This window comes from Tsukamurella hominis, from assembly GCF_965137015.1.
In the GTDB taxonomy this organism is placed as follows: domain Bacteria; phylum Actinomycetota; class Actinomycetes; order Mycobacteriales; family Mycobacteriaceae; genus Tsukamurella; species Tsukamurella hominis.
In genome coordinates this window covers 16,905-32,464 of the sequence record NZ_CBCRZG010000024.1, presented here as the reverse complement: position 1 = coordinate 32,464, position 15,560 = coordinate 16,905, and the positions used below count along the sequence as shown (strand labels likewise).

The 15,560-nt window shown below is 72.5% G+C and carries 17 protein-coding genes; 12 read left to right on the top strand and 5 right to left on the bottom strand.

What is annotated here, in order from left to right; genetic code table 11:
• Positions 1–2: 2 nt before the first annotated feature.
• The gene (locus tag ACM9LD_RS21555) at positions 3–398 is read left to right on the top strand and encodes a heat shock protein transcriptional repressor HspR (RefSeq protein ID WP_415678581.1); all 396 of its coding nucleotides are present in this window, start codon (positions 3–5) and stop codon (positions 396–398) included.
• Positions 399–493: 95 nt separating this feature from the next.
• Here the strand turns inward: ACM9LD_RS21555 and ACM9LD_RS21550 are convergent, their stop codons facing one another.
• On the bottom strand, positions 494–1,642 hold the full coding sequence (locus ACM9LD_RS21550) for an FAD-binding oxidoreductase (RefSeq protein ID WP_415678580.1): 1,149 nt from the start codon (positions 1,640–1,642) through the stop codon (positions 494–496).
• 189 nt (positions 1,643–1,831) lie between these two features.
• On the opposite strand from ACM9LD_RS21550, the gene ACM9LD_RS21545 reads away from it, so the two are divergent.
• The 3 genes from ACM9LD_RS21545 to clpB all read left to right on the top strand — a co-directional run bounded on the left by ACM9LD_RS21545 (position 1,832) and on the right by clpB (position 6,312).
• Complete coding sequence (locus ACM9LD_RS21545; protein ID WP_415678579.1) at positions 1,832–2,656, top strand: SGNH/GDSL hydrolase family protein; 825 nt, start codon at positions 1,832–1,834, stop codon at positions 2,654–2,656.
• Positions 2,657–2,883: 227 nt separating this feature from the next.
• On the top strand, positions 2,884–3,525 hold the full coding sequence (locus ACM9LD_RS21540; RefSeq protein ID WP_415678578.1) for an SGNH/GDSL hydrolase family protein: 642 nt from the start codon (positions 2,884–2,886) through the stop codon (positions 3,523–3,525).
• Positions 3,526–3,759: 234 nt separating this feature from the next.
• A complete protein-coding gene (clpB, locus tag ACM9LD_RS21535) occupies positions 3,760–6,312 on the top strand; it encodes an ATP-dependent chaperone ClpB (RefSeq protein WP_415678577.1) in 2,553 nt (850 codons plus the stop codon).
• A 63-nt stretch (positions 6,313–6,375) separates the two neighbouring features.
• Here clpB and ACM9LD_RS21530 read toward each other — a convergent pair whose 3' ends face one another.
• A complete protein-coding gene (locus ACM9LD_RS21530) occupies positions 6,376–7,845 on the bottom strand; it encodes an FAD-dependent oxidoreductase (protein ID WP_415678576.1) in 1,470 nt (489 codons plus the stop codon).
• Between the two features lie 64 nt (positions 7,846–7,909).
• On the opposite strand from ACM9LD_RS21530, the gene ACM9LD_RS21525 reads away from it, so the two are divergent.
• Both ACM9LD_RS21525 and ACM9LD_RS21520 read left to right on the top strand, forming a co-directional pair.
• Complete coding sequence (locus tag ACM9LD_RS21525) at positions 7,910–8,935, top strand: alpha/beta hydrolase (protein ID WP_415678575.1); 1,026 nt, start codon at positions 7,910–7,912, stop codon at positions 8,933–8,935.
• A complete protein-coding gene (locus tag ACM9LD_RS21520; RefSeq protein ID WP_415678574.1) occupies positions 8,932–9,306 on the top strand; it encodes a PPOX class F420-dependent oxidoreductase in 375 nt (124 codons plus the stop codon). Before ACM9LD_RS21525 ends, ACM9LD_RS21520 begins: the two co-directional genes overlap by 4 nt.
• 107 nt (positions 9,307–9,413) lie before the next feature.
• Here the strand turns inward: ACM9LD_RS21520 and ACM9LD_RS21515 are convergent, their stop codons facing one another.
• On the bottom strand, positions 9,414–9,656 hold the full coding sequence (locus ACM9LD_RS21515) for a hypothetical protein (protein ID WP_415678573.1): 243 nt from the start codon (positions 9,654–9,656) through the stop codon (positions 9,414–9,416).
• The gene (locus ACM9LD_RS21510; protein ID WP_415678603.1) at positions 9,653–10,039 is read right to left on the bottom strand and encodes a YidH family protein; all 387 of its coding nucleotides are present in this window, start codon (positions 10,037–10,039) and stop codon (positions 9,653–9,655) included. Before ACM9LD_RS21510 ends, ACM9LD_RS21515 begins: the two co-directional genes overlap by 4 nt.
• 86 nt (positions 10,040–10,125) lie before the next feature.
• On the opposite strand from ACM9LD_RS21510, the gene ACM9LD_RS21505 reads away from it, so the two are divergent.
• The 6 genes from ACM9LD_RS21505 to ACM9LD_RS21480 are packed head-to-tail and all read left to right on the top strand — an operon-like array spanning position 10,126 to position 14,626.
• Positions 10,126–10,599, top strand: coding sequence for a hypothetical protein (locus tag ACM9LD_RS21505; protein WP_415678572.1), 474 nt, complete (start codon positions 10,126–10,128; stop codon positions 10,597–10,599).
• 32 nt (positions 10,600–10,631) lie between these two features.
• Positions 10,632–11,327, top strand: coding sequence for a type III secretion system chaperone family protein (locus ACM9LD_RS21500; protein WP_415678571.1), 696 nt, complete (start codon positions 10,632–10,634; stop codon positions 11,325–11,327).
• Positions 11,324–11,872, top strand: a complete 549-nt coding sequence (gene pyrE, locus ACM9LD_RS21495) for an orotate phosphoribosyltransferase (RefSeq protein ID WP_415678570.1) — start codon at positions 11,324–11,326, stop codon at positions 11,870–11,872. The genes ACM9LD_RS21500 and pyrE overlap by 4 nt, the downstream gene beginning before the upstream one ends.
• The gene (locus tag ACM9LD_RS21490) at positions 11,869–12,576 is read left to right on the top strand and encodes a TrmH family RNA methyltransferase (protein ID WP_415678569.1); all 708 of its coding nucleotides are present in this window, start codon (positions 11,869–11,871) and stop codon (positions 12,574–12,576) included. Before pyrE ends, ACM9LD_RS21490 begins: the two co-directional genes overlap by 4 nt.
• Before the next feature lie 57 nt (positions 12,577–12,633).
• Positions 12,634–13,749, top strand: a complete 1,116-nt coding sequence (locus tag ACM9LD_RS21485; protein ID WP_415678568.1) for a glycoside hydrolase family 76 protein — start codon at positions 12,634–12,636, stop codon at positions 13,747–13,749.
• A complete protein-coding gene (locus ACM9LD_RS21480) occupies positions 13,703–14,626 on the top strand; it encodes an alpha/beta fold hydrolase (RefSeq protein WP_415678567.1) in 924 nt (307 codons plus the stop codon). Before ACM9LD_RS21485 ends, ACM9LD_RS21480 begins: the two co-directional genes overlap by 47 nt.
• Positions 14,627–14,632: 6 nt before the next feature.
• Here the strand turns inward: ACM9LD_RS21480 and ACM9LD_RS21475 are convergent, their stop codons facing one another.
• Positions 14,633–15,523 (bottom strand): oxygenase MpaB family protein, encoded by an 891-nt coding sequence (locus ACM9LD_RS21475; protein WP_415678566.1) that lies wholly within the window; start codon positions 15,521–15,523, stop codon positions 14,633–14,635.
• Between the last annotated feature and the right edge of the window lie 37 nt (positions 15,524–15,560).

Genomic DNA, 15,560 nt, shown 5'->3' with positions numbered 1-15,560 from the left:
TGATGAACGTCGATCAGCAGTTCCCCGACGATCCGGACGCCCACGTGTTCATGATCTCGGTGGCTGCGCAGCTCGCGGGGATGCACGCGCAGACCCTCCGCACGTACGACCGCCTCGGGCTCGTGACGCCCGAGCGGTCGGCGGGCGGGGGCCGGCGCTACTCCTCGCGCGATGTCGACCTGCTCCGGGAGGTGCAGCGCCTCTCGCAGGACGAGGGCGTGAACCTCGCCGGGATCAAGCGGATCATCGACCTGACCAATCAGGTCGACGCCCTGCAGCGGCGCGTCGAGGAGCTCACCGCGCAGGTCGAGAACGTCCGCCGCGGAGGCGAACTCGTGCATGTGCCGAAGTCCTCCGCCATGGTGGTCTGGCAGCCGCGCAGTCGCCGCCAGAGCTGAGCAGATGGCGTCGCCACGGCCCCGGGAGTCAGACGACCCCGGGGCCGTCGCATGTCCTGAGCCGTCGCCGAGCGGCGCCGACCGCCCCGATCCGCTCACAGCGGGTCGTGCACCACATCCTCCGGTGCGGCGCCCCGCGCCGCGGCCTTCTCGCTCGCCGCACGCAGGAGGCCCTTCGGGCCGGCGATGAGCACCCGGTGGCCGGTGAGATCCAGGCCGTCCATCGCATCCACCAGCGAGCCGTGCCGCAACGGCAGCGCGCGGTAGGCGGTGGCGGGATGCTTGAGCCACCACGGATCCCGCCGCGCGTCCGTCACCTGCGTCACCTTGAGCCACGGATTCGTCGCCGCCAGCGGCGCCAGCGAATCCGAGTCGTAGAGCAGCCCCGGCGATCGCGCCCCCACCAGGAGGTGCACGTCGGGGTTGTCCGCGTTCATGGCCATCGCGAGCAGCATGGACTTCATCGGCGCGAGGCCGGTGCCCCCGGCGATCATCGTGACGGGGCGGTCACCGTCGGGCCGGAGGAGCCCGTGGACCTGCCCGAACTGCCACACATCGCCCGGCCGGGTCTCGCCGAAGACGGTGCTGGAGAGGTAGCCGCCCGGCACCGCGCGGACGTGGAACTCCAGCTGCCCCTGCGTGTTCGGCGGCATCGCCAGCGATAGCGGGCGCCACACGCGAGGCACCTGCGGGATCTGCGTCTCCACGTACTGGCCGGGGCGGAAGAGCAGCGGCTCGTCGGCGACGAGCCGCACCACGGACAGGCCCGGGTGCGGGCGCAGGACCTCCGCCACCCGCGCCGTGCGGCGGGCGGGCGTCGGATCGGAGTGCGCGCCCCCGCGCATCACGCCGGTGAGCAGCTGCACGCCCTGCTCGAGCACCGCGGCGTCCTCCTCGTCGAGCCCGCCGTGCGGCTTGTAGACGGCGTGCACCTCCGCGATGAGCGCCGCCGACATCGTCGCGTAGTGCGCCTCGGTGAGCCCGTACTTGCGGTGATCGCGGCCGAGCTGCGCGAGGAACTCGATCAGCTCGTCGTGCCCCTCGGTCTTCGGGATCGAGGTGAAGACATGGTCGAGCACGCGCATGAACGTCGCGCGGTGCCCCGACATGTTGGCCGGGAAGAGGTCGCGCAGGGACGGATCCATCGCGAAGAGGCGCGCGAAGAGCCCCTTGGTGAAGTCGTCCGCCACCGGCCGGAGATCGGCCGCGATCTGCGCCAGACCGTGCCGTGCATGCGCACCCACTGCCGCTCCGCTCCTGCCTTCCGAACCCTGCGTTGACGGGCCCATCCTACCTGCGGCTTTGCGTTCGTCACGTCGCCGCGCGGACGGCGCGCCCGGTGCTGCGCCGAACCGGGCCGTCGAGTATCTTTCTCCCGGGCGCGCACATCGTGCCGAGGGGATCGACGAGCTCGAAGAGAGGGTTCCACCGCCATGATCGTTGTGCGAGTCAGCCGCCGCGCGCGCCGCATCGGATACGGCATCGCGTTCGGAGCGGGCATCGCCCTCGCGCCGATCGCCGCCGGGGCCGCCTCCGCCGATACCGGGCAGATCGCCGATGCTCCCGCCGCGTCGGCGGCGGTGCAGCGCGTGAAGCCGGTCGTCGTGCCCCGGGCCGTCGTCCGGCCCGTGGCCGCGAAGCCGGTGGCCAAGCCCGTCTCCGGGAAGGCCGTGGAGGCGAAGCCCGCCACGAAGGCGGCTGCGGCGAAGCCCGCCGCGGTCCGGGGCGGTTCCACCGACAGGCGCCCCGTCGTCGTGATCGGCGCCTCCGTCTCCTCGGGCAAGGAGGTCTCGTCCGCGCAGGCCTACCCGCGCCGCGTCGCCGCGATCTCCGGCCGCCCGGTCCAGGTCAGCTCCCGCGTGGGCGCCGGCTACGCCGACGGCTCCATCGCGCGCCTCACCCGCGCCGCGAACCTGCCCGCGCAGAACCCGTCGCTGGTCGTGCTCCAGGCGGGCACCAACGACGTCGGCGCGCCGCCGGCCCTCGTCGCGGGCCAGGTGCGGCAGGTCGTCTCGACGGTGCGCCAGCAGGCGCCCGGCGCGAAGATCGCCGTGGTCACGGTGTTCCCGTCGATCCACAGCGGCGATGCGGCGCGCACCACGGACGCCGCGATCATCGGCGCGGCCCGGTCCGTCGACCCGAGCGTCGTCGTGATCTCCCCGCTCAGCGAGGGTTGGAACTACACCTCCTCGGAGGACGGCCACCCCGGTTCCGCCGCGCACCTGCGGATCGCCGAGCGCGTCTCCGGCCTGGTCTGACTCGAGCCGGGTGCGGATGGCTTCCCGCACCTCTTTCACCCCAGCGCCCCCGGCATGCCGGGGGCGCTGGCGCATTTCGGGTGCGGGAGGTCATCCGCACCCGATACGCCCGGGTGGCGGGTGGACGGATCGCCGGTCCTGACACTGAGGGAGCGGTGCGCACGAGACTTGTGTGAAGAAAGTCGCGGAAGTTATGCATGTGACACCTGTTGTGTCAAGATGTCGGCATGAGCGTGTCGCGTTTCGGTGCAATGGTCGGAATCGGAGCCGTCGTGATCGCGTCGGCGGGCGGGGTGTCCGCCGGCGGCGTCGCCGCTGACCCGGGCACCGTCGTGCGCACCGCGGACTCCCGGCCCATCGTCGTGATCGGGGCGTCGATCTCGACCGGCTACGAGGTCGAGGGCGTCGTCGCCTACCCGCGGATGATCAGCGCCATCGCCGGTCGGTCGGTGTACCTCAGCGCCCGCAGCGGCGCCGGCTACAACGACGGCGCCATCGCCGGGTTGACCCGCGCGGCGAAGCTCCCGGAGCGCGATCCGGCGCTCGTCGTGGTGCAGGCCGGGTCCAACGACGTGGGCGCCTCGACCGCCGCGATCGACGGTCAGGTGCGGCAGGTCGTCTCGACGGTGCGATCGCAGGCGCCGAACGCCAAGGTCGCGCTGATCACGGTCTTCCCGTCGGTGCACGGCAGCGGCCCGAACGCTCGCGCCACCGAGTCCGCGATCGTCGGCGCCGCCCGCGCGGTCGATCCGTCGATCTCCGTCATCTCCCCGCTCAGCGAGGGCTGGGTCTACGGCACCAGTAGCGACGGCCACCCCGACGCCGCCGCGCACCAGAAGCTCGCGGAGCGTGTCGCGGCGCTGGCGTAATTGAAAGATCTCCGCGCATCGCGCCGTTGCGCGTGCGAAACCCTGCCGATCTCCGGATTCTCACGGTGATGTTTCAACGCGACTGTCGGACCTGTGTGATGGGTCACTCGGAATCTGCGGGTTGAGTGGAACAGACTCAAGGTTCTGTGCGTTGAGAACAACAGAAGGCATACTTGAGTGGATAAGGCTCAGGGTGCACGACCGTGTTCGAGACGACCCAGGAGGTCACCAGAAGTGGATTCGTTCCAGCCCACCACCAAGACGCAGGCCGCGCTGACCTCGGCTCTGCAGGCGGCGTCCGCCGCGGGGAACCCGGAGATCTCTCCGGCGCACCTGCTGGTGGCGCTGCTCGACCAGACCGACGGGATCGCCGCGCCGCTGCTCAAGGCGGTGGGCGTGGATCCCGTCACCGTGCGCAACCGCGCGCAGGAGATCGTGGACCGCAAGCCGAAGGCCAGCGGTTCCACCACCACGCCGCAGCTGAGCCGCGAGTCGATCGCGTCGGTCAGCGCGGCGCAGAAGCTCGCCACCGAGATGGGCGACCAGTTCGTCTCCACCGAGCACGTGCTCTACGGGCTCGCGGAGGCGGGCGGTGAGGCCGCGCAGGTGCTCACTTCCGCCGGTGCGACCCCGCAGGAGATCCGCGAGGCCTTCACGGCCGTCCGCGGCAGCGCGAAGGTCACCTCGCAGGACCCCGAGGGTCAGTACCAGGCGCTCGAGAAGTACTCGACCGACCTGACGGCGCGTGCCCGCGAGGGCAAGCTCGACCCGGTCATCGGGCGCGACAACGAGATCCGTCGCGTCGTGCAGGTGCTGTCCCGCCGCACCAAGAACAACCCGGTGCTCATCGGCGAGCCGGGCGTCGGCAAGACCGCCATCGTCGAGGGCCTGGCCCAGCGCGTGGTCACGGGCGACGTGCCCGAGTCGCTGCGCGGCAAGACGGTGATCTCGCTCGACCTCGGCTCGATGGTCGCGGGCGCCAAGTACCGCGGCGAGTTCGAGGAGCGGCTCAAGGCCGTGCTCGACGAGATCAAGGCCAGCTCCGGCCAGATCATCACCTTCATCGACGAGCTGCACACCATCGTGGGCGCCGGCGCCACCGGCGACTCCGCCATGGACGCGGGCAACATGATCAAGCCGATGCTGGCCCGCGGCGAGCTGCGGCTCGTCGGCGCCACCACGCTCGACGAGTACCGCCAGTACATCGAGAAGGACGCCGCGCTCGAGCGGCGCTTCCAGCAGGTGCTGGTGGGGGAGCCGTCGGTCGAGGACACCGTCGGCATCCTGCGCGGCCTCAAGGAGCGTTACGAGGTGCACCACGGCGTGCGCATCACCGACTCCGCGCTGGTCGCCGCCGCGTCCCTCTCCGACCGTTACATCACGAGCCGGTTCCTGCCCGACAAGGCGATCGACCTCGTCGACGAGGCCGCCTCGCGCCTGCGGATGGAGATCGACTCGCGCCCCGAGGAGATCGACGCCGAGGAGCGGCTGGTCCGCCGCCTCGAGATCGAGGAGATGGCGCTGTCCAAGGAGTCCGACGACGCGTCGAAGGACCGCCTGGAGAAGCTGCGCGGCGAGCTCGCCGATCACAAGGAGAAGCTGGCTCAGCTCACCTCGCGGTGGCAGAACGAGAAGGGTGCCATCGATTCGGTGCGCTCGCTCAAGGAGCAGCTCGAGACGCTGAAGGGCGAGTCGGAGCGCGCCGAACGCGACGGCGACCTCGGCCGCGCCGCCGAGCTGCGCTACGGCCAGATCCCCGCGCTGGAGAAGCAGCTCGACGAGGCCGTCGCCTCCTCGGGCGCCGCCTCCGACGGCGAGGTCATGCTCAAGGAGGAGGTCGGCCCCGACGACGTGGCCGACGTGGTCTCCGCCTGGACCGGCGTTCCCGCCGGCCGCATGCTCGAGGGCGAGACGGCGAAGCTGCTGCGCATGGAGTCGGAGATCGGCAAGCGCGTGATCGGCCAGGAGGCCGCGGTCACCGCCGTCTCGGATGCGGTGCGCCGCACCCGCGCCGGCGTCGCGGACCCGAACCGGCCCACCGGCTCGTTCCTGTTCCTCGGACCGACGGGCGTGGGCAAGACCGAGCTGGCCAAGGGGCTCGCCGAGTTCCTCTTCGACGACGAGCGCGCCATGGTCCGCATCGACATGTCCGAGTACGGCGAGAAGCACTCCGTCGCACGGCTGGTCGGCGCGCCCCCCGGGTACGTCGGCTACGAGGCCGGCGGCCAGCTGACCGAGGCCGTGCGGCGCCGCCCCTACACGGTGGTGCTGTTCGACGAGGTCGAGAAGGCGCACCCGGACGTCTTCGACGTGCTGCTGCAGGTGCTCGACGAGGGCCGGCTCACCGACGGCCAGGGCCGCACGGTGGACTTCCGCAACACGATCCTGATCCTCACGTCGAACCTCGGCGCGGGCGGCACGCCCGAGCAGGTGATGGCCGCGGTCCGCGCGAAGTTCAAGCCGGAGTTCATCAACCGGCTCGACGACGTGCTGATCTTCGACTCGCTGAGCTCGGACCAGCTGACCGGCATCGTCGACATTCAGCTGGACCAGCTGCGCAAGCGGCTGTCCCAGCGTCGGCTGGAGCTCGAGGTCTCCGACGAGGCCAAGGGTTGGCTCGCGGAGCGCGGTTTCGACCCGCTCTACGGCGCCCGGCCGCTGCGCCGCCTGGTGCAGCAGGCCATCGGCGACCAGCTCGCCAAGGCGCTGCTCGCGGGCGACGTCCGCGACGGCGACACGGTGAAGGTCACCGTCAGCGACGACGGCGACCGGCTCATCGTCGGCTGATTCGTCCCACACAGGAGGGCGGGCGCGACCACACGGTCGCGCCCGCCCTTCGTCGTCTCGCGGCTATGCGGGCGGCCCCGCGAGCGCTCCGGCGTGGAAGTCCGCCACCAGGGCGTCGACGGTGCCGCGGGCGTCGAACCGGTTCGTGCCGATGACGCCCGTCGGGCCGCGCTTGCACCACCCGGCCACGTACACGCCGGGGAGGACGGCACCGTCGGGCCCGAGGACGCGCCCGTCGGCGTTCGGGATGGTGCCCGTCGCCTCGTCGTAGGGCACGCCCGGGACCGACGTGCCCCGCAGCCCGATCGACGGCAGGACCAGGCCGCACGCCAGCTCCGACGGTGCGCCGTGGTCGTCGAAGGCGACGGTCAGTCCGCCGCCCGACGCGGTGATGCCGGTGGGCGGCGTACCGAACCGCAGCACCACCCGCCGGCCCTCCGGGGCGGAGTCCGCCGCCGGAAGCGCCTGCAGCAGGGCGAGTTTCTGCGCGCGGTAGAAGCGGGCCTGCTCGTCGGCGGGCTCGTCGCCGGCGTCGTCCAGATCAGCGGGCTCAACCACCACGGGCACCGTGCGGGCCAACCCCACCAGCTCCGGCGCGGTGAAGGCTGCGTGCCCCGGGCCCCGTCGGGCGAGGATCACGACCTCCCGCACCTGCGAATCCCGGAGCGCGGCCAGGGCCTCATCGGTCAGGTCGGTGCCGACGAAGGTCTCGGGGTCGGCGGTGAGGATCCGCGCGACGTCGAGCGCGACGTTGCCGTTGCCCAGCACGACGACCCGTTCGTGCGTGAGATCGGGGGCGAGCCCGGCGAAATCGGGGTGGCCGTTGTACCAGGCCACGAAGTCGGCGGCGGCGGTCACGCCGGGCAGGTCGGCGCCCGGCAGGCCCAGCTCGCGGCCGTGCAGCGAGCCCACGGCGTAGACGACGGCGTGATGTGCACGCGCCAGATCCTCGTGCGGGACGTCCTCGCCGATCCGCACCCCCAGGTGCGTCGTGACGCCGGCGGCCTTGCGGGACTTCGCGAACTGCTCCTGGACCTTCTTGGTGTCGGCGTGATCGGGGGCCACCCCGAAGCGCACCAGCCCGCCGGTCTCGGGGAGCCGCTCGTAGACGTCGATCGTCGCGCGGACGTCGATGCGGTGCTGCAGCTCGCTCACCACGTAGTGCCCCGCGGCCCCCGCGCCGACAACGGCGACGCTCAGCGTCTCGGCGTCCGACGCCGGGCGCTTGCGGCCGATCCGCGGGTCGGTGAACGGATGGTCGCGGTCCGCGGACGAGCCCACGGCCTCGTAGTAATCCGCGTTCATCGTCTCGAACGGGGCCATCTCCGCGGTCAGCTCGTAATCCGTCGTGATCGCAGAGACGGGGCAGGCGTCGATACAGGCGCCGCAGTCGATGCACACGTCCGGGTCGATGTAGAGCATCTCCGCCGTCGCGTAGTCGGGCTCGTCGGGCGTGGGGTGGATGCAATCGACGGGGCACTCGGGGACGCACGACGCGTCGTTGCAGCAGTTCTGGACGATCACGTGGGGCATGCATCGATACTGGGCCGTGGGCCGCGCGCGGGCAAGGGTGCGCGCCGCGTGTCAGGGTGGAGGCATGACCCTGACGCCGCACATCGCCGCGACCGAGCGCCACACCACCGCCTACCTCGCCTCGGGCCCCGCCGACGGTCCGCTGCTCGTCTTCGTGCACGGCTGGCCCGAGCTCGGCTACACCTGGCGGCACCAGCTGCGCGCCCTCGGTGCCCTCGGCTTCCGGTGCGTCGCGCCCGACATGCGCGGCTACGGCCAGTCGACGGTGCACCCCGAGAAGGACGCCTACCGCCGGGAGGAGGCGGTCACCGACATGCTGGAGCTGCTCGCCGCGCTCGGTCGCGACTCCGCGATCTGGATCGGGCACGACTGGGGCGGGCCCGTGGTGTGGAACATCGCGACCCACCACCCCGAGGTCGTCGACGCCGTGGCCTCGCTCAACGTGCCGCACTTCCCGTCGAGCGGGCCCACGCCCTTCGACCTCATCGACCGCGAGAAGTACCCCGCGGACGAGTACCCGTACGGCCAATGGGACTACCAGGTGCACTACCTCAAGTCCTTCGAGGAGGCGACGGCCCAGTTCGAGAGCGACCTGCCGGGCCTCGTCGCCGCGCTGTTCCGCAGCGGCGACCCGCGGCACCTCGACGGCCCCGCGCCCACCGCGGTGGTCACCCGCAACGGCGGCTGGTTCGGCGGCGGCCCGGTTCCGCAGCTGCCGCTGGACCCGGCGGTGCTCACGCCCGAGGACCACGCCGTCTACGTCGCGGCCTTCGAGCGGAACGGGATGGCCGGCCCCAACTCCTGGTACGTCAACACCCCGGCGGACGCGGAGTACGCGAAGACCGAGCTGAACGGCGGCCGCATCGACAAGCCGGCCCTCTTCCTGCACGGCCGCTACGACGCGACGCTCGACACCGTCGGGACGCGGTTGGCCGAGCCGATGCGCGCCGCGTGCACCGACCTCACCGAGGTGATCGTCGACTCCGGGCATTGGACGGGCGAGGAGAAGCCCGCCGAGGTCAGCGCCGCGATCGCGGGCTGGATCGCCCGCAGCGTGCCCGCGTCCTACCCGGTTACGCTGGGTGCATGACCACCGTCGCTGACGTCGCCGATGCCAAGTACGTCCTGCTGACCACCTTCCGCAAGGACGGCACCCCCGTCGCCACGCCGATCTGGGCCGTCCGCGACGGCGCCGACCTCGTGGTGTGGACCGTCGCCGACTCGTGGAAGGTCAAGCGGCTGCGGCGCAACCCGTCGGTGCTGGTCCAGGCCTGCGACGCCCGCGGCAAGAAGACCACCGGCCCCGAGGTCGCCGGCACCGGCGAGGTCATCGACGGCGGCGAGGCCGGGTCGAAGATCGCCAAGAAGTACGGCGTCCTCGGCTGGCTCACCGTCACCGGGTCCAAGCTCCGACGGGGCGCCGGCGGCACCGTCGGGATCCGGGTCCGCGACGCCGTGTGATTTCTGAAACCGGGCTCGAGCGCGGTCTGGGCGAAGTATTTCCATCGTGGCCGAGTTCGAGCGCGGTTTCGGTCAGCGCGAGGTGCCGCGCCGCTACTCGACGACGGTCAGGCGCCGACGAACCCGACCACCGCGAGCGCGACCACACCTCCCGCGAGCACGAGGTGCGACAGCGGCGGCCGCGTCCGCAGGGTCACGACGGCGGCGACGGACACGACGAGACACGTGGTCGCCGCGGGCAGGGTGGGCACGGCCCGCGCGACGATCGCGCAGGTCAGGACCAGCGCGACGGCGGTGCGCACGCGCGCCAGCCACGTCCGCTCCGCCGCCTGGGTCGACGGTGCGCTCACGTCACCAGCAGCGAGACGGCGAGGACGGCACCGGCGAGCACGATCAGGGCGGCGAGGACCAGTGTCGCCGGGGTGCCGCGCAGCTCGCGATGGGTGCGCAGCGCGCCCTCCACTGCCAGCCAGCGGACGAAGGCGTAGCCCGCCAGCGCGGCCGCGACGAGGAGCAGCGCCACGACGAGCGGCGTGCGGACGGGCTCAGGCACGACGTGCGGTGCGAAGGCCTCCAGGCCGACCGCGGCGGCGACCAGCCCCAGCGACGTGCGGATCCACGCGAGGAAGGTGCGCTCGTTCGCCAGGGTGAACCGCGCGTCCGGCGCCTCACCATCGGTGAGGGCGCGCGGCGGCCACAGTCGTCCCACGCCGACAACGTTAGCGGGGTGCATAGACATTGGCCCGCCACATTCACAGGCCCGTCTCAGACACGACGAATAGTTTCGCGCAGGGCGCGCTCGACGAGGCGCACGATGAAGTGACGAACGGACGCGAGGAGGTGGTCGCCGTGGGTGGTGACGCACGCTCCCGCGGCCCCTGGCCCGCCGTCGTCCTGTGCCTCCTGGGCATCGGCGTCGTCGGTGCGGGCATCGCCTACGCGCTGCATCTGTCCGCCGACCTCGGCAGCGCGCGCCGCGTCCTCCCCGCCGCCCAGTCCGCCGGCGTCTCCGTCAACGACCAGCGCAGCGTCGCCATCACGCCCGGCCGCGAGGTCATCGGCGCGGTCATCTCCGTCGGCGACGCCGCGATCACCGTGCGCTCGGCGCCCGACGGCGGCACCGTCGTCCTGCGCACCGACCCCACCACCCAGGTGACCACGACGCACGGCAGCACGCTGTCCGATCTCGAGGTCGGCGACGTGGTCATGATCCAGGTGAGCGCGGACGGCAAGTCGGCGCTCGCGATCTACGCCGGTCAGATCTCGGTCGCCGGAAGCCCGTCTGTCGGGTGAACTCCCCGGTCGACGCGCTAGTGTAGGTGGCGATGTCGTACGTAGTGTTCCTGATCCTCGCGGTGGTCTGCGCGGCGCTGGCCGCCGCGCTCATCTGGTATGAGCGCAACCACTCGCCCGCCGTGAACTCCGAGCGCGCCGACTGGGCCGCGCAGCGCGAGTTCGTCTACAGCGCGGCCGACCCGTCGCTGCACGACGAATTCCACCGCGGCGGCATGGCCGTCCCCGGTGACCCCGCGATCGTCGACGTGGCCCACGGCGCCTACTTCGGGGCCGCCGCCTACGTCTTCGACCTGCAGGAGGCCGCGACGATCGTGGCGGTCAGCCGCGGTGCCGCGTCCGGCGCGCTGTTGGACCTGCGGGCCGAGGGCCGCCCCGCCCCCGCGGAGCCCGGTATGGAGCCGCTCGGCGCCCTGGGGCCGCGCGTGCTGTACACGAACAACGCCGAGGTAGCGCGCCGCGTCGCCGATCGCCGGATGATCACGTTCGCCGAGCAGGTGCCCGACTACATCGAGTCGCTGTGGAACGAAGGCGAGTGGACCGTGGCGTCCATGGCCGCGACCGACGACCCGGATGACCTCGACGAGGCGCTCGAGGCCGTGCGCCGCTTCGGCGACCTGCTGCGCGTCCTCCCGCCGGAGGGCCACGCCCGCGTCGTCACGTCGGGCGGCCCCCGCGATCCGGGCCAGCCCGTGCCCGTCCGCTCGGGCAAGGAGTCCGGCCGGTGACCGCACCTCTCGACCCGGCCGCCAAGGCCCGGCTCGCCGAGCTCGTGCGTGAGCTGGCCGTCGTGCACGGCAAGGTCACGCTCTCCAGCGGCCGCGAGGCGGACTACTACGTCGACCTGCGCCGCGCGACGCTGCACCACGAGGCCTCCCCACTGATCGGCGCGCTGCTGCGCGAGCTCACCGCCGACTGGGACTTCACGGCCGTCGGTGGCCTCACCCTCGGCGCCGACCCCGTCGCCACCGCCGTCATGCACGCCGCCGGCCGGCCGATCGACGCCTTCGTCGTCCGCAAGGCCGCCAAGGCGCACGGCATGCAGCGCCAGGTCGAGGGCCCCGACGTGGTCGGCAAGCGCGTCCTCGTCGTCGAGGACACCACGACCACCGGCAACTCGCCGCTCACCGCCGTCCGCGCGCTGCGCGACATCGGCGCCGAGGTCATCGGCGTCGCGACCGTCGTGGACCGCGCGACCGGCGCCGCCGACGTCATCGCCGCCGAGGGCCTCGAGTACCGCTCGGTGCTCGGCCTCGCCGACCTGGGGCTGTGACCGACCCGTCCGACGCCGAGGGCGGCCCGGACGAGCAGCTCGGGCCGACCGAGTGGGTGACGGGCCTGCCCGGACCGCACACCGTCGGGCTGGGTCCGTGGGCTGCGGAGAATCCGGGCGTCCCGGCTCCGACCGACCCCCGGTACGACCCCCACCTGCTCGCGGAGGGCGACCGGCGCAACGTCGTCGACGCCTACCGGTACTGGACGCGCGAGGCGATCGTCGCCGACCTGGACGCCCGCCGGCACCCCTTCGAGGTGGCCATCGAGAACCTGGGCCACGACGCCAACATCGGCACCGTCGTGCGCACCGCGAACGCCTTCGGCGCGCGGGCCGTGCACATCGTCGGGCGGCGCCGCTGGAACCGGCGCGGCGCCATGGTCACCGACCGCTACCAGCACCTGCACCACCACGAGGACACGGACGCGCTGGCCGCGTGGTGCGCGGAGCGCGACCTGCCGATCGTCGCCGTCGACAACCTGCCGGGCTCCGTGCCGCTCGAGCGCGCCTCCCTGCCCCGACGGTGCCTGCTCCTGTTCGGGCAGGAGGGGCCGGGCGTCTCCGGCGGCGCGCGGCACGTCGCGGGTACGACGGTGTCGATCGCCCAGTTCGGCTCGACCCGGTCGATCAACGTCGGCGTGGCCGCCGGGATCGCCATGCACGCCTGGGTCCGCGAGCACGCGGACCTCGACGCCGCCTGGTGACCGTGCGCTGACCTGCGGCGACGTGCACTCGTCGGTGACCCGTGATGTGATGTCATCATGAGTTCGGTCGAGTGGAATCAGCGCGCGGCCGCGGCGCAGGCCGCGGTCGTGGAGCGGCACCTGAAACCGGTGTGGGGCATCCCCGGCACCCTGCTCGGCACGCCCGCGTACCCCGCCACCCGGCGCGACTCGCTGTTCGTCAGTTGGAACTACTGGTGGCAGGCCCACCTGCTCGACGTGGCGGTCGACGCCTACGTCCGGGACGGCGCACCGTCGACCCGGAAGCTGGTGCTGCGCATCGCGCGCGGCCACCGCGTGCGGAACCTGTTCCGCGTCACCAACTCCTACAACGACGACATGGCGTGGATGGGGCTCGCGCTGGAGCGGGCGCAGCGGCACGCGGGCCTGAACTCGGCGCGACGGCTGCGCGTGCTGCGCGACACCCTCTACGACGCCTGGGTGCCCGACGCCGGCGGCGGCATCACCTGGCGGACCAAGGGCCTGTTCCTCAACGCGCCCGCCAACGGCCCGGCCGGCATCTTCCTCGCCCGGATGGGCCGCTTCGAGCGCGCGGAGGAGACCTCCGACTGGCTGTACCGGCGCCTGCTGGACCTGGAGACGGGCCTCATCAACGACGGTGTCGACGGCGACTACGACAGCCCCGACGTCGGGAAGATCTATCCGGAGAAGTACTCCTACAACCAGGGCGTCACCATCGGCCTGGACGCGGAGCTCTCCTCGGACCTGGCGCCCACGCACGCGGTCCGCGCCGCGGGCCTCATCGCCGCGGTCGCCGAGCACATGACCGACGGCGCCGTCATCACCGGCGGGGACGGAGGCGACGGCGGCCTGTTCAACGGCATCCTCATCCGGTACCTCGCTGTTGCGGCCCGCGCCCTGCGCGGTCCCGACGCGGAGGACGCGCGCACCCTGGCGTCGGAGATCGTCTTCGCCTCCGCCGAGGCGGCCTGGCACGGCACGCGGGAGCTCGACGGCCGCGTGCTGTTCTCCGCGGACTGGACCCGCGACGCCCGCATCCCCGGCAGCACCGACGCGCCCGCGTACTTCACCGGCGGCACCGTCCGCTCCAGCGAGACGCCCGAACGCGACCTGTCCGTGCAGGTCGGTGGTTGGATGGCGATGGAGGCCGCGGCAGCGCTCGCGCGACAGTGAGCCGGGCCCCGAGACCCAGGAGGCCGCCACGCAGGTCATCGAGGTCGACGGTGCCGCGCTCGCGGTGGACGTCATCGGGCGCTCCGGCGGTCCGACGGTGCTGCTCGTCGCCGGCGGAGGGCAATCCATGGACTGGTGGACGCCCGAGTTCTGCGCGCGGCTCGCGGGCGACGACCTGCGGGTGATCCGCTACGACCACCGCGACAGCGGCGAATCGTCGACCTCGCCGCCCGGCGCCCCCACCTACACCGGCGCCGACCTCGCGGCCGACCCGCTGCGGATCCTCGACGCCCTCGGCGTCGGCGCCGCGCACGTCGTCGGGATGTCGATGGGCGCCGGGATCGGGCAGACGCTGGCGGTCGGCTCGCCCGCCCGAGTGCTGTCGCTGACGCTGATCGAATCCAGCCCCGCGGGCGGCGATCCCGGCCCGCTGCCCGGCCCGACCCCCGCCGTGGCGGCGACCTTCACGGAGCCGCCGCCCGAGGTCGACTGGTCCGACGAGGCGGCGGTCATCGACTACCGGGTCGACGTCGAGCGGCCCTACGCGGGGCCCGCGGGGCTCGACGAGGAGCGGACGCGGGCGATCGCGACCCGCGAGGTGCGCCGCACGCGGACGATGGAGTCGTCGCTGAACAACCACTTCCTCGCGGAACCGGCGCCGCCCGTCGACCCCGCGGCGATCGTCGCACCGACGCTGGTGATCCACAGCGCCGACGACCCGCTGTTCCCGCTGCCGCACGGCGAGGCGTTGGCGCGGCTGATCCCGGGCGCGCGCCTCGTGGTGCTGCACGGCGCCGGCCACGAGATCCCGCCGCCCGCGACGTGGGACGTCGTGATCCCGGAGCTCCGCCGCCACGTGCTGGGTGGGGAGGGCTGAGCGCGGCTAGCGCGCTTCGAGGGTCGGGGCGTCGGCCGCGGCGCCCCGGTGCACCGGGCAGCCGGGCGCGAACGTGCCGAGGCCCTCGGTGCGGAAGCCCTTCGGGTAGCTGCGGATCCGGTGGTTGTTCTGCACCAGCGCGGGGCGGCGCCGGGACGGCAGGACCGCGAGGAGCCGGGCGCGGAGCTTCATCGCCCCGACGGAGAGGCGGCGCACGACGGGCCCCGGATCGTCGTAGTGGAACGCGGCGAGCAGCGGCGGGTCCATGAGGGCGCGGCTGAAGACGCCGATCGCTGGGCGCACGGGCGCGATGTAGAAGCTCTTGAGCAGCTCGAGGGTGGAGTCGGCGACGCGCCGGGCGCCCTCGTCGAAGGCGAAGTGCTCGGCCTCGTAGCGGTCCATGTAGTCGGCGAACTCGTCGTAGGTGGCGGGGATGTCCGGGATCGCCATGTGCTTGCCGAGGGTCTGGTAGTAGCGGACCGTCGCGAGGTTCTCCGCCTCGGTCAGCGCGCGCCAGCCGTAGTCGGCGTTCCACCGGATCGGCACCACCACGAAGGTGCACAGCACGTACCGCATGTCGTCGTCGGAGATGTCGTACATCTTGTGCATCTGGTTGATGCGCCGGACGGCGGCCTTGCCCTCGGGGCTGGCGAACCCCTTGAGCAGCGGCACCTCGAGGAGCAGGGCCGTGTCGTCGTAGCGCTTCTGCACCCGCTCGGTGAACTCGCCCGTGTCCGCCAGGAGACGGCCGATGCTGGGCACGGCGTAGGTGCGGAACAGCGCGAAGCTCAGGGCCTGGGTGATGTCCCACGGGAAGTCGTACGTCCCGAGGTTCCGCGAGATCTCGACGAAGTCGGTCTCGGGATTGAGGCCGCGGTTGCGGTCGATCTTCTGCATGACGTCTCCTCGGTGGGCTGACCTCACTGTAAGTCGA